This is a genomic window from [Clostridium] innocuum, from assembly GCA_012317185.1.
In the GTDB taxonomy this organism is placed as follows: Bacteria; Bacillota_I; Bacilli_A; order Erysipelotrichales; family Erysipelotrichaceae; genus Clostridium_AQ; species Clostridium_AQ innocuum.
Map to the genome: position 1 here is coordinate 1,207,325 of CP048838.1, position 14,980 is coordinate 1,222,304.

Here is a 14,980-nt window from a genome sequence, read left to right on the forward strand (position 1 = left end):
TGCATTGCCTGTAGTCCATGTGTCAATGGCAGAACAGTGGAAAGCCATTGCGGGGGAGTGGCAGCAGATGAATGGATATATTGGCACCACATAGGAAAAACAGCAGGGTGATAAATAAATTATATACAAAATTGATATCCGGCAGGATAATGCCAAAGGAAATCAGAGAATCCAGCAATAGGAAAAAATGCGAACATTCGCATTTTCTTATGGAATAAGCCCGTGCATTCACACATTCTTTATGAATTAGAATTGCTTGCGGCTATTTATGAATCTAATGAATATTGTAGGAATCAATGGTCAACTGTATCAGGATTCATGATATGAGGGTCAATGGAATTATGTGGCTCATGCATGGTATGCAGCCTTTGTGTGGCAGGCCCCTTAATAATCTCCCCGGTATAGGAAAATCGTGATCCATGACATGGGCAGTCCCACGTTTTTTCATCTGCATTAAAGCGCAGCGTACAGCCAAGATGCGGGCAGAGGATGTCAACGATATACAGCTCATCGTTCTCATCCCGATACACGCCATAGCGGTGATCGTCCAGCTCCATAATGGTACCTTCTCCGATATGCGGATAGTCTGTGGTGCTTTTTTGCAGCTTGCTTTTCAGAAAGGCGCCGACAACATTCAGATTCTCTTTGACAAACTGCAGCGAAAAAATGCTGGAAAGACGCTGTGGAGAGAACATCATACGATAGGGGGAGCCGCGATGCAGTGCGTAGGAGCATAACAGCTTGCCTGCGATGCAGCTTGTGGTGTTGCCCCATTTGTTATAGCCGCTGGCAAACAATACGCGATCCTCATGCTTATCCAGCTTACCGATCAGAGGCAGCTGATCAAAGGTCATATAATCCTGTGAGCTCCATGCGGCACTGATTTCCTGCACGATGAAATCCTCACGCAATGTATTTTCAAATTCCTGCAGATTCATGGCCTTATCCTGTCCGCTTTTATAGGTGTTGCCGGCATACAGCAGAGTATCCCCGCATGTGTTGTAGGACTGTACACGTTCGTCTATGGACAGCATCATATCCTTTGGAAGTACATTCTTTACATGGGCACTGATGACGCTTTCCTGATCACAATACATACGCGTAAAGTAAAAGTGGCCCTGATCGATAAACGGAAACTGCGTCGCAAAGATTACAATATCCGCATGTATGCATGTACCGTTGACCATCAGACGATAGCCGTGCTCTTCCTCCTGCATGTCTGTGACAGGGGAATGCTCATAGATATCAATACCGCCCTCCTTTGCGATTTCGGCGAGCGCACAGCCGTAGGCATAGGGATCAAAGCGTGCCTGATACTGCATGCGCAGACCTGCCTCCATGGGAAACGGTGCGTCTGTTTTTTCTATATAGGTGCAGGGGATATGCAGATCCAGATAGGCCTGATATTCCTCCTGCAGCCTGGCTACCTGCACGGCATCACGGGTAAACAGCATAGAATCACAACGTTCAAAGCTGCATCCTATATGGTGCTCCTGAATAATTGCTTCTATGGAATTCAACGCTTCCTCATTTGCTTCATAATACTGCCGGGCAAGGATACGGTCATAATGCTCAATCAGATTTGCATACAGCAGGCCGTGCTGCATGGTCAGCTTTCCGGTATTTCTTCCGCTGGCACCAAAGCATAGAGAATCCGCTTCAAGGAGAATGGCATCCTCCTCTGCCTGTGCGAGATAATAGGCTGTTGTTATACCGGTAAGACCGCCGCCGATAATGGCGATATGGACATCCGTCTCCTTTTGTAAAGTCGGATAGTTCGTCGTTTTTATGTTTCGTTTCATCCAGAATGATTCTGTCATGTTCTTCACCTCTTCTACAGACTACCCAGAAACCGGCATTTCTTTCTCATAAAAAGAAAGACCTGCAGAAAACTTTGTCGAACGTTGGGTCTATCACTCCACAAGCATCATATACTTGAAGGAGGAGGAACAACATGATTACCATTCAAAATATAAAAGTAAATGTTACACGCGCAGGGAATAACGAGTCTGCCGTGGTACTGTTGCACGGATGGGGACAGAATCAATACATGATGAAGTTTCTGCAGGACCATCTCTGCGACACCTTTACGGTTATCAATCTGGATCTGCCGGGGTTTGGAGAGAGTGAGGAGCCGCCGCGTGTCTGGAGTGTAGACGATTACGTGGATTTTCTGCAGGAGCTTCTGGACCATCTGCAGATTACTCATGTGAGCTTTATCGCTCATTCCTTCGGAGCACGCATTGCACTGCGCTATGCATACCGCTTTCCGGTGGAGAAAATGGTTCTGACCGGTGCTGCCGGCATTCAGGCAAAGCGCGGGCTGGGCTATCATATCCGCGTGAAAACATATAAGCTGCTGAAAAAACTGCATGCTGCCCCTGCCATGGGAAGCAGTGATTATCAGAGTGCTTCAGCAATCATGAAGGGGGTTCTCGTTGCCAGTGTTGAGGATGATCTTTCGGGAATACTGAAGGATATATCCACGGAGACGCTGTTGGTCTGGGGAGAAAAGGATACGGCTACACCGCTGTGGATGGGTCGTGTCATGGAGGAGGAACTGCCAAATGCCGCCCTGGTTGTTCTGCCGAAGGAGGATCATTTTGCCTACTTCCACCTCAGTATACAGTTCTGCCGCATCGTGGATGCCTTTTTAAGACCATGATGCTGTTCTGTTTTCTGGCGGCGTATCTTTTTTTTCTTTATGTTCCTTTGAAGCAGTCTATGCATATGTTCCAGCAGAACCGTTACAACAAAGGGCGGTATCGGACATGGCTGGTGTCCTATATCCGCTTATCCTGGAAGCTGATTGTGAAAATACTGCTGACGCTGATGCTGAGCTACAGCCTTCTTTTGCTGCAGCCGACTTCCATGCAGGAGGTTCTGCTGCTGATGCTGGTTGCTATCTTTGCCTACATCAGCTGTAAAATGGAGGAGGAGCGCACCTATCGAAAGCCGCTGGTGAAAACAGCGCGAATTCACCGCCTTGCGATCCTGCTGTATACGCTATACGGCATTTTGCTGTGCCTGCTGCATTGTTTCCTGTCTGCCGCAGCGCTCATTCTTGTGACACCGTTTCTTTTTCTGTCCGCATGGCTTATGGTGCTGCCTGCCGCATGGATTTCAGAGCCGCTGGAAATGGCGATTCGCAATCATTATGCAGCGGATGCCGCAAAGCTGTTAAGAAGCAACAGCGCGCTGTCCATTGTCGGCATCACCGGAAGCTATGGGAAAACGAGTGTGAAAACCATTCTGAATGAGCTCTTGTCAGATGTTTACTATACCCTGATGACGCCCGGCTCCTATAATAATCATATGGGAATCACTCTCACCATACGCAATAAGCTGGAACGGCTGCATGAGGTGTTTTTATGTGAAATGGGAGCGGATCATGTGAAGGAAATTCATGATCTGATGCAGTTTGTAAAGCCGCAGTATGGTGTTGTGACCTCTGTCGGCGCACAGCATCTGGCAACGTTTGGCTCCATGGAAAATATACTCCATGAGAAAATGCAGATGATAGAATGTCTTCCTGCCGACGGTATCGGCTTCGTGAATCGGGACAATGCCTATATTCGTACCTACAGTATTCAAAACACCTGCCGAATCGTATGGTTCGGGATGAGCGAGGATGCGGATTATCGCTGCTGTGATATCCGTTACAGTGAGGAAGGCACGTCGTTTACGGTGATACAGGAGGGACAGTCTCACCGGTTTCACACAAAGCTTTTAGGAAAACACAATGTCGTGAACATCACCTGTGCCATCGCAGTTGCGCACACACTTGGTGTTTCCTGGGAAATAATGGCGTTAGCTGTCGAAAAGCTGCCCTATGTCGAGCATCGGCTGCAGGTACGGAAAAGCTTTTGCACCCTGCTGGATGACGCCTATAATTCCAATCCGGAAGGAGCGCGCTGTGCACTGGAGGTTTTAAAGCAGATGAAGCATCAGCGGTTTATCATCACACCCGGTTTTCTGGAGCTGGGAGAACAGCAGGAGGAAGAACAGTATAAGCTGGGTGAGGAGATTGCGGATAGTGTGGATACGGCGGTATTGGTAGGTGCTGTCCAGACGAAAAGCATCGCCGCAGGATTGGCGGACAGCGGATTTCCAAAAGAAAGGGTCCATGTTTGCGACAGCTTTCAGGAGGCACTGGCAATCGTACAAAAGCAGGCACAGCTGCAGGACTGCGTGCTGCTGGAAAACGATTTGCCGGATGCATTCAACCACTAGCAGCCCTACTCACATGAACACGTTTTAGGCATTCGCATACACTGATAATGTGTAAGGAAAGGAAGAATGCTATGAAACTTAAAATTGCCGTGGCATTTGGCGGCAGAAGTGTAGAACATGAAATCAGTGTCCTGTCGGCTCAGCAGGTAATGGCTGCTCTGGATGAGGAGCGCTATGAAATACTGCCGTTGTATATTGCCAAGGATGGCAGAATGTTTTGTGAGGAGGAATTACGGGAGCTGGAAACCTTTCAGCATATTGAAGAATTCATAGCGGATCATACCAGTGTAGCTCTGATTCGAAGAGATGCGCATACCTATTTGATTCCATCGCGTCGTAAATTATTTGCCAGGGATAAGGAGGTTGATCTGGTGTTCCCGGTTCTGCATGGAACCAACGGGGAAGACGGCACCTTTCAGGGATATCTGAAAACGATCGGAATACCCTATGTCGGCTGCAGTGTTCTGGCTGGGGCAATCGGGCAGGATAAGGTGATTATGAAGCAGGTATTGCAGGATAGCGGACTTTCGGTTGTACCGTGGTTTTTCTGGACATTGCATCAGCCGATGGAGCAGTCCTTTTTCAAAAAAGCACAGCGTCTTGGTTATCCGCTCATCATTAAGCCTGCGAATCTGGGCAGCAGTATCGGCATCGCCGTTGCCCACAATGATGTGGAGCTGCATAAAAGCATGATCGAGGCCTTTCAGTATGATCACAAGGTTGTGATTGAAAAGGTGATCGAACCGCTGCGGGAGATCAACGCCTCGGTATTGGGGGATGAGGACGGCTGTCGCTGCAGTACGCTGGAAGAAGTTGTCAAGCAGGATGAAATTCTGTCCTATGACAACAAGTACAGCGGCCAGGGAAAATCCAAGGGAATGCTCAGTACCAGCCGCAAGCTGCCGGCAGAGCTTAGTGATGAGCAGGCTGAGGAGGTTCGCACGATGGCTATGGATGCCTTCCGTGCGCTGAATGCGGCAGGGGTCGTGCGGATTGATTTTCTGATGCATGCAGACAGCTCAGCTCTGTATGTGAATGAAATCAATACGATTCCAGGCTCCCTGTCCTTCTATTTGTGGGAAAAGGAAGGTCTTTCCTTTCCTGCCCTGCTGGATGAGCTGATCTCGCTAGCACTTCAGCGGGTACGCAGGGAACAGAAGATGATTTTCAGCTATGACACAAATATTCTGCGGGATTATAAGGGCAGAGGAAAACTGATGAAGTAGAAAAATGCGGACAGTGCTTCGCATCTTTTCTATTGCAGGAAGACAGAACGATGGAAGAAGGAGGAACGGTAAAGGACGCTGATGTATACTTTGAAGCATAAACAGAAAGAAATTTCGCTGCGGGATAAACATAGGCAGTCACAAGATGTTGCATCCGCTTTTCATACAGGAACGATTCAGCGGGGAAAGGATTTTTTTCATAACAGCATGAACTTCACCGTTGTATTTACTGCAGAATACATACGGTACGGTTCACAGGGGATAGCGTTCAATCAGACAGCGCAAGGACTGCACTTGCAGGTGTGGAAAATCGGCTTTTTGTTTCATGAGAATCATGCGTAAGAAGAATTTGATATTTCATAATCAGTCCGGTATAAAAAAGAAGATGACGAGCATAAAGCATTGTCATCTTCGTATCATTCATTCATTTTCAGCTTTTCCGTTGCATATTCGTTCTTTACAGAGAAACAAGAAACACCTCATATGCAATCAAGGACTCCCTGCTTTCTTATTTGAATTTTGAAAGGATGTATGAATTTCAGCTTTCCGGCATAAGGGGGAGCGTACAGCTGCTTGGCATAAACACTGTAAACAGGGCTTCCTACGGTTTCTATCGTGCTATATCAAAGCATGAGCGGCTATGTGATGTCATTTGCGATGACCTTGCCACGATCACTGCTTTTGCGATAGGCATTCGGTGTCATCCCGCATGCTTTTTTAAAGACCTGTGAGAAATAAGACTGGGAGGAAAAGCCGCAGGAGTCGGAAATCTGTGCTATGGAATAATTTGTGGTTTCCAGCAGCTCCTTTGCCTGCTGTACACGCAGTCGGATGAGATAATTGATGGGGGAGACGCCCTTGTACTGCTTAAAGGCATGTACCAGATAAAATTTATTCATATAGGTTTTTTCACTTAACAGTTCCAGCGTGATATCCTCCTGATAATGATTGTTGATATACTGCTCCACAAAATGACATTCCTTGGTTATTTTCTGAGACGGCGCTACAATCAGGTTCGCCTTTGTCCTGCGTACCATGTTAATGATCAGCACCTCCAGCAGATTCTGACATACCGCCTCGTAATCATCATCCTGCTGCGCCATTTCCTGCACCAGTGTTTTCAGATAAAACAGAATCTCATGCTTGAATTCATAATAGTTGTGGACACTGTAGTCCTCATATTCCATATGGTTGGTAAAGCTGGTAAACTGCAGACCTTCAATACCGAGAACGATATATTCCAAAGGGGATTCATCCCTGCTCATTTCCGTATGCGGGACATTGGGATTGACAATGATCAAATCATCCGCCTTTACATCGAAAACATCATCATTTACAAGAAAGCTTCCCTTGCCGCTGGATACATAAAATAATTCCGTACAGTGATGGGCATGCGGCGTGCTGTGCCAGTCACCCTCATAACGACTTGTTGAAATATAGAGAAGGTGGAAGCTCATCTTATCCAGCTTGCGATTCTTCAACTGATATCTTTGTATACTCATCATATCACATCCTTATATCTGCTTTTATTATAATAGACACCGCTGTCGTTGACAAGAATTATATTTATTGGCAAAAAGTAAAAGTAGCCAATATCTCTAAAAAATGAAATACAATGCTTGTGTTTATCGAATAAATAAGAAATACCGGATTCGCTTTTTTAGATATCTTGCCTGTTTTTTTGCAGATCGACGTGTCCGGACGGTTTGACAAGCGCTTCATAAGCCCATAAAATGAAGATAAAGATGATCAGGAGGAGTTTGACATGAATACGAAAAAGGGGCGCGTAACTGTGCCGAGTGATGTTGATGTAATTGAGGAAACCTTAAACATCATAGAACGATGGGGGGCGGATGCGATCCGGGACTGTGACGGCACCAGCATGCCCGAGCAGCTGCGTGAGCTGGATGTGAAGCAGTATGCGACCTATTATACGACGAGAAAGGATAATGCATGGGCAAGTGCAAATCCGCAGGAGATACAGCAGATGTATCTGATGAGCGATATGGTGACGGCAAGTGCACAGACCCTGACCATACCGTTGATGAAGCATTATTATAAGGAACAGCTGAAGGTCAATACACTGGATGATATAAAGCGGTGGTGGGAGGTGATCGACCGTACGAGCGGTGATGTGGTTGCAGAGGACAAGTGGGAATATGACGCGGAAAAGGAAGCGGTTGTCGTGTTGGAATGTGTGCCGTTTCATGCGTATACAGTAAGCTTTCTGGCATTTGTGATCTGGGATCCGGTGCATATGTACAATGCCCTGACCAATGAATGGAAGCATGAGGAGCATCAGATGACCTATGATGTACGGCAGCCAAAGACCCAGGCATATGTTCTGGATAAGCTGCGCCGCTGGATTGCTGAGCATCCGGAGGTGGATGTTATTCGCTTTACGACATTCTTTCATCAGTTTACGCTCATGTTCGATGAGCGGGCGCGTGAGAAATTTGTAGACTGGTTCGGTTACAGTGCCAGTGTGTCCCCCTATATTCTTGAACAGTTCGAGCAGGAGGTCGGATACCGGTTTCGTCCGGAGTATATCATCAATCAGGGATATCATAATTCCACCTTCTGTGTTCCTACGAAGGAATATCGTGATTTCATGGACTTCCAGATGCGTGAGGTTGCGAAGCTGGTGAAGAAATTTGTGGATATTACACATGAAGCCGGTAAGGAAGCGATGATGTTTCTGGGAGACCACTGGATTGGGACAGAGCCGTTTGGTCCTTACTTTCAGGAGCTTGGACTGGATGCCGTGGTAGGCTCTGTCGGGGATGGACGTACCTTGCGTCTGATTTCCGATATCAGAGGAGTGAAGTATACCGAGGGACGGTTTCTGCCGTATTTCTTCCCCGATGTATTTTATGAGGGCGGTGACCCTGTTCAGGAGGCGAAGGTAAACTGGGTGAGCGCAAGGCGTGCAATCCTTCGCTCACCACTGGACCGTATCGGATATGGCGGGTATTTGAAGCTAGCATTGAAATTTCCGGATTTTGTTGATTATATTGAAGAGGTATGCAATGAATTTCGTGAGCTGTACGAGCATGTACACTCTGCACAGCCGATGTGCATGCCGTTTAAGGTAACGATTCTAAACAGCTGGGGAGCACTTCGGGGCTGGGGAGCGGAAATGGTCGCTCATGCGCTGTGGTATAAGCAGATTTATTCCTATTCCGGTGTTCTGGAGGCTCTGAGCGGTATGCCGTTTGATGTGCAGTTTATCAGCTTTGACGATATACTGGAAAATCCGAAGGTACTGGATGATGCCGGTGTGATTATCAATGCAGGGGATGCCTATACAGCCTTCAGCGGCGGAGATTACTGGAAGGACGCACGCATTGTGAGCGCCCTACGCAAATTTGTATACGAGGGGGGCGGCTTTATCGGCGTCGGAGAACCGAGCGCAGCACAAAAGGAAGGTCATTTCTTCCAGCTGTATGATGTGCTGGGCGTGGATAAGGAAATTGGCTTTTCCCTGTCACAGGATAAATATAACTGGGAGGAACAGCCGCATTTCCTGAAGGAGGAGCTACCTGAAGCTTTACAGCTTGGAGAAGAAATACGCAATATCTATGCATTGCCGGATACGACGGTTTTGATCAATGAACATCAGAATATCCGTTTTGCGGCCAATACGTATGGGAAAGGGAAAAGTGTCTATCTGAGCGGTCTGCCATTCAGCTTTGAAAATGCACGTCTGCTGTATCGCTGCCTGTTCTATGCGGCAGGAAAAGAAACCGAAATGAAAAAATGGTACAGCGAAAACTGCAATGTGGAGGTCAATGTTTATCCGAATACAAACAGCTACTGTGTGGTGAACAATACGTATGAGGTGCAGGATACGCGGATTTATACGGACCATGATGTCTTTGATATCCGTTTACAGGCAAATGAAATTCGCTGGTTTTCCATCAGCGGGGAAGAATAAGAATTGTGCGGCATGAATGCCGCATTTTTCCATGCGGTAAATGGACGTAGGAGTGTACAGCGTATGAGATAGAATTTTCATGGTTTCAGTCCTTTCAGGCAGTATTATGAACTCATATCGTGGTTTTCGATACTGTAAAACAGCATTAAGAAATCAGCATATCCAAGTCTTTCAGGTTTGAGATTGAAAACACAGGGATTGGACAATCAGTAAGTAATTGCTTCATGTTCTTTTATACTGTCCTGCAGGGGATTCACAAGAGAAATGTGGTAGCCGATTTCAAGATATAAACGGCCTGCACAATTCTTACATAGAACAAATGTTACACTGCTTTTCCATATTAAAAAATAATTTTTGCTTTTCTGCAACCATTTTCTTTCTTCAGAGGTATTAAGGGTGAACAGAGAAAAAGAGGCAGTTCAAATAGAACTGACGGAGTGTTTTGCGGTATTTGCCGGAATGGACTCATTCTCTGATGATATCGCATTGCGTATTCGGGTACGAAAACGATGGAGATAAACGAAGCTGCTGTATTCGAAAGAAAAGCAATGGGTTCAGGACAGTATGAGGGAGGGTTTCATATGCTGAAGCTGTCAAAATGGAAGAAATGAAAAGGAGAGCTGTATGAAAATCAGAAATTACGGATTGGTGCTGCTGGCATGCGGCATGCTGTTTGCCGGCGGTTGTTCAAAAGAGAAAGCGAAGAAAAAAGCAGAAGACTTGAAGCTTGAAAATCTCACGATCGTACTGCATGATGAGAATATCACCATTTACCAGCCGCTGGGGGATCTTCTGGATACCTGGGAGCTGGATCAGGCGCCGGAGCATATCGAAGCGCTGGGACATGATATGGTATTTTTAACATATAAGGATAATGACCGGGAATCGATGATTCTCCGTGTCTTCAATCCGAAGGATGAAGAAATCAGTGTGAACGATGCGCTAATTCAGCATGTAGTCTTTTCAGACAGAAATACAGAAAATGTGAAGGAATACAAGCTTCCTCACAATTTTAAAATCGGAAGTACTACTGAGCAGGATGTAATCAAAGCACTGGGAACGCCTTATGAGTATAGGATTTCCAACGATGACAGCAATATGGATTATGTCACAGGTACCTCGTATGAAACCTCTGAGCTGGCAGAGTTTTCATTTGAAAAAGGAAAACTGAGCAAGGTTGCATTGTCAGGAAGTGAAAAACGCAAGGAAAAGAAAGAGAATATCAGCTTTGATACGGCTAAGGCAGTTGGGTATTCTGTATATGATATCCCCCTTGCGAAGGGAAGTGCTGCGGATGAATTTGCGAAGGGAAGCATACAGTTCGATGGTGTGAGCATAAACAAAACGACACCTGCGAAGGCACTTATAGAAAAAGGGTGGAAATCCAAATATCTGGATGAATATAATAAAAAAGAGACTACCATCAGTGCAGAAAAAAGTGATATGCGTATTGATTTGCGAGTGGATGGAACGATTTCTTCCACAGATCAGCTGACCGAAAAGCATGTGATTCAGGAAATATTTGCAGCGGATGAGTCTCTGGAAGCTTTGACATTCGCATCTGGTGTTAACGGTACATCAACACTTCAGGATGTGTATCAGATACTGGGAAAACCGATGAGTGTGCGGTATAGCAAAAACGGTGTTCGCGTTCGGTATAGGACAGAAAGCAATACTGCCGTTTCCATGTCCTTTAAGACCTCCGGAGCAATGGAATACTGCAGTGTGAAATTTGATTCCGAATGGGAATAGACGGTGTGACAGATAAAGGATTGAGCCGGGTGCTCTTTTCTTTTGCATTGTTTGTTGAGAAGTAACCTTTGACCTCGCATAAGTAGAAGCTTATCCTTTATGCTTGATACGTGTTGTCCGGAAAAATATGCAACGGTTTTTTCATACGGCGAAAGCCTGTGAAGGAAACGATTCGTATTCTGTTTTTTTGAATACTTTCTATGTGTCCGACAAGTATGCTCAACAGTACCAATTCATTTGTTTAAACATTTAATAAGTGCTTCAGATATGAAAAAGGAACATCTGAATGACCGTGTGGAGAACTCTGTCCGCTGGACTGTCATACGCTCAAAAAAAGGATTCTCGGCTGAGAATCCTCCTTTGTTAAGCCTCCATGGAATCAATGATGCTGTCAACCAGATTATCCATTTCAGATTTATTATTATCATTCAGGGCACTGATCATGGATACTTCAGAATTCAGAATACTCATCTGCTTCATCTGATTATCCAGGAAGTCCTTCATGAGGGAACCGGATTTCGGTGCCCAGGACCCGTTTTCAATGATTCCCACCGTACGCTTCTGCATATTGAGTGCCTTCATATGCATGAGGAAATCATGCATAACAGGATAGATTCCCAGGTTATAGGTTACCGAAGCCAGTACGATATGGCTGTATTTAAACGTATCACTGATCAGGTAGGATACATGGGTATTGGAAACATCATGCACCACAACATTTTTGACACCCTTTTCCACCAGCTTGGCAGCCAGTACCTGCGCGGCGGATTCCGTATTTCCATACATGGAGGCATAGGCAATCAGGACACCGGTTTCCTCCGGCTCATAACGGCTCCATTTGTCATATTTATCCAGCAGATAACCGAAATCATTTCTCCATACCGGTCCATGCAGCGGACAGATGACCTTGATATCAATGGTTCCCGCCTTTTTCAGCAGTGCCTGTACGTGCGGTCCGTATTTTCCTACGATATTGGTATAGTAACGGCGGGCATCATCCAGCCAGTCGCGGTCAAAATCAACCTCATCGTTAAACAGCTTGCCATCCAGTGCGCCAAAGCTTCCAAAGGCATCAGCGGAAAACAGAACGCCGTTTGTTACATCAAAGCTGACCATTGCTTCCGGCCAGTGCACCATCGGAGCCTCTACAAAGGTGATGGTGTGCTTACCGAAGCATCTGGTATCGCCTTCCTTGACCTCCTCTGTGCGCCCGTCAACGTTAAAGCCGAACTGATGCATCAGCAGGAAGCTTTTTTCGGTTGATATGATTTTCACCTTTGGATAGCGAAGAAGAATTTCCTCAATGCTGGCACCGTGATCAGGCTCCATATGATTGATTACCAGATAATCCAGGTCACGCCCGTTCAGAACATGCTCTACATTTTCCAGAAACTGACGGCAGGCATCCCAGTCCACCGTATCAAACAATACCGTTTTCTTATCCAGCAGCAAATAGGAATTATAGGATACGCCATTCGGAATCGGGTGAATATTTTCAAACAGGGCAAGACGGTGATCATTTCCTCCCACCCAGTACAGATCGTCAACTACTTTTCTTACACAGTACATACTACATCCTCCTTCTCTTTATTTAATCCAATGTCTCGATGAACTGATCCTTTGCTTCTCCGCATTCCGGACAGATCCATTCCTCAGGCAGCTTTTCAAACGGCGTACCCGGAGCAATATCATTTTCCGGATCTCCCAGCATCTGATCATATTCATAGCCGCAGCCATTGCAGACATGACGCATATAGGAAGGAGCTTCCTTTTTGATAAACGGACGTTTCATTTTCTTCATTGGCGGAGCCGGTTTCTTTTCTCCGGTATCCAGAGCCTTGCTTAACAGCGGCAGTATTTCCATAACATCACCGACAATCCCGTAGTCGGCATTTTTAAAGATCGGAGCATTGGCATTCGTATTGATGGCAACGATGGTGGTGGCATCCTTGATTCCCTTCAAATGCTGTCCCGCACCGGAGATACCGCATGCGATATACAGATTGCCGGTAAATTTCTGACCGGACATACCGACATAGCGGTTGATCGGTACATATTTCAGAGTTTCTGCGACTGGACGGGAGCTTCCGATTGCGGCCCCTGCACTTCTTGCCAGATCCTCAATCAGCTTCATGTTCTTCTTTTCGCCGATACCCTTGCCGGCTGATACCACACGCTCCGCATTCATAATCGGGGTATCCATCGGGATACCGACCGTGAAATCATAGCCATCCTTCTGTAAGGCTTCCACCAGGGCATTGACACGTTCCTGTGCATCGCCTTCCTTGAATATCTGTTTCTTACGTTCTCCTGTGATTGCACCTTTTTTCTTACGGACACCGCCGTCCTTTGGCGCTTTTCCTATGATATGAGAGGCAATAACGACCCTCTGAATTTCATTGGTTCCTTCATAGATGGTTGTGATTTTTGCATCACGATACGCACGTTCCACTTCCATACCCTTCAGATAACCGCTTCCGCCGAAGATCTGTAAGGCATCGTTGCAGATTTCCAGCGCAACATCACTTGCATACTGCTTCGCCATTGCGGATTCCATGCCATATGGTTCGTGGTGTTCCTTCAGCTCCGCAGAGGAGTAAATCAGCATTCTTGCACAACGCAGCTTGGTTGCCATATCGGCAAGCTTGAAGCTGATGACCTGCTGCTGTGCAATCGGTTTGCCGAACTGCACACGCTCCTTTGCGTATTCCAGCGCATTCTCATACGCACCCTGTGCGATTCCCAGTGCCTGTGCGGCGATACCGATACGACCGCCATCCAGTGTGGCCATTGCAATCTTAAAGCCCTGACCAAGCTTACCAAGCAGGTTTTCCTTAGGTACCTTTACATCATTGAAAATCAGCTCTGCTGTTGAGGATGAACGGATGCCCATCTTGTCGTAATGATCACCGAAGGTAAAGCCGTCCCAGCCCTTCTCTACGATAAATGCGGAGATTCCTCTGGTTCCCATTTCCGGATTTGTGGATGCAAAGACGACATACGTATCTGCCTTATCAGCATTTGTAATAAAGATCTTGCCACCGTTCAGAATGTAGTAATCACCCTCCAGAACAGCCGTTGTTTCGGTACCTGCCGCATCACTTCCGGCATTTACCTCCGTTAATCCAAATGCGCCGATTTTTTCACCGCTTGCCAGCGGTACCAGATATTTCTGCTTCTGTTCCTCGGTACCAAACGCAAAAATAGGGTAGCTTCCCAGTGAGACATGTGCGGACAGAATAACACCTGTACCACCGTCTACACGGGATAATTCTTCTACAGCAATGGCATAGCTGATTACATCCAGACCGGCCCCTCCATATTCCTTTGGATAGGGAATACCCATCAGACCCATCTTTCCAAACTTCGCAATCGCCTCACTCGGGAACTCATTTTCCTTATCGAGCATAAAGGCAATCGGTTTGATTTCGGTTTCCGCAAATTCCCGAACTGTCTTGCGGATTTCCTCCTGCTGCTGTGTCGTTGTAAATAGCATAGTTTACGTCCTCCTCACTTATCTCTATGATATTCCTTCTGCTTTCATGATTTTTCTTAATATGAGAATCATTTTAAGAATGTAAATCACTTTACACTCTGATAATATCATAGCGCTTACAATAAGTCTAAAGATATGCTCACAGAATTTTCCTTTTTTGGATTCGTTTTAAGAAGTACCTGAAAAACGGCGCCAGCGCTTTTGGAATTTCCTGAATTAGGTCCCACAGGTGTAAGATAAGCAGATGCTGGTGCGCAGATGATTTGTAACGTTCTGCGTAAGAGAATACGGCTTCATTTTCAAACAGGTATACCGGCTGTACACTCATTCAGCCTT

10 protein-coding genes are annotated in these 14,980 nt (G+C 46.2%); 6 read left to right on the plus strand and 4 right to left on the minus strand.

Features of this window, described 5'->3' with window-relative positions:
• Window positions 1-293 precede the first annotated feature (293 nt).
• The gene (locus G4D54_05915) at window positions 294-1,820 is read right to left on the minus strand and encodes an FAD-dependent oxidoreductase (protein ID QJA01992.1); all 1,527 of its coding nucleotides are present in this window, start codon (window positions 1,818-1,820) and stop codon (window positions 294-296) included.
• Between the two features lie 134 nt (window positions 1,821-1,954).
• On the opposite strand from G4D54_05915, the gene G4D54_05920 reads away from it, so the two are divergent.
• From G4D54_05920 to G4D54_05935, 4 genes are all read left to right on the plus strand, one after another.
• The gene (locus tag G4D54_05920) at window positions 1,955-2,665 is read left to right on the plus strand and encodes an alpha/beta hydrolase (GenBank protein ID QJA01993.1); all 711 of its coding nucleotides are present in this window, start codon (window positions 1,955-1,957) and stop codon (window positions 2,663-2,665) included.
• On the plus strand, window positions 2,662-4,233 hold the full coding sequence (locus G4D54_05925; GenBank protein ID QJA01994.1) for a UDP-N-acetylmuramoyl-tripeptide--D-alanyl-D-alanine ligase: 1,572 nt from the start codon (window positions 2,662-2,664) through the stop codon (window positions 4,231-4,233). The genes G4D54_05920 and G4D54_05925 overlap by 4 nt, the downstream gene beginning before the upstream one ends.
• A gap of 71 nt (window positions 4,234-4,304) precedes the next feature.
• Window positions 4,305-5,459, plus strand: a complete 1,155-nt coding sequence (locus tag G4D54_05930; protein QJA01995.1) for a D-alanine--D-alanine ligase — start codon at window positions 4,305-4,307, stop codon at window positions 5,457-5,459.
• Between the two features lie 81 nt (window positions 5,460-5,540).
• Window positions 5,541-5,801 carry a hypothetical protein gene (locus tag G4D54_05935; GenBank protein QJA01996.1) on the plus strand — a complete coding sequence of 87 codons (261 nt, stop codon included), beginning with the start codon at window positions 5,541-5,543 and terminating at the stop codon, window positions 5,799-5,801.
• A gap of 296 nt (window positions 5,802-6,097) precedes the next feature.
• Here G4D54_05935 and G4D54_05940 read toward each other — a convergent pair whose 3' ends face one another.
• Entirely contained in the window at window positions 6,098-6,964 is an 867-nt protein-coding gene (locus tag G4D54_05940) for an AraC family transcriptional regulator (GenBank protein QJA01997.1), read from the minus strand.
• A 260-nt stretch (window positions 6,965-7,224) separates the two neighbouring features.
• On the opposite strand from G4D54_05940, the gene gnpA reads away from it, so the two are divergent.
• Entirely contained in the window at window positions 7,225-9,396 is a 2,172-nt protein-coding gene (gene gnpA, locus G4D54_05945) for a 1,3-beta-galactosyl-N-acetylhexosamine phosphorylase (protein ID QJA01998.1), read from the plus strand.
• 624 nt (window positions 9,397-10,020) lie between these two features.
• Window positions 10,021-11,148 (plus strand): hypothetical protein, encoded by a 1,128-nt coding sequence (locus G4D54_05950; protein QJA01999.1) that lies wholly within the window; start codon window positions 10,021-10,023, stop codon window positions 11,146-11,148.
• Window positions 11,149-11,511: 363 nt separating this feature from the next.
• On the opposite strand, the gene G4D54_05955 is transcribed toward G4D54_05950, so the two are convergent.
• Window positions 11,512-12,717, minus strand: coding sequence for an FprA family A-type flavoprotein (locus tag G4D54_05955; GenBank protein QJA02000.1), 1,206 nt, complete (start codon window positions 12,715-12,717; stop codon window positions 11,512-11,514).
• Window positions 12,718-12,739: 22 nt separating this feature from the next.
• Window positions 12,740-14,644: an acyl-CoA dehydrogenase gene (locus G4D54_05960; GenBank protein QJA02001.1), complete on the minus strand. Its 1,905-nt coding sequence runs from the start codon at window positions 14,642-14,644 to the stop codon at window positions 12,740-12,742.
• Between the last annotated feature and the right edge of the window lie 336 nt (window positions 14,645-14,980).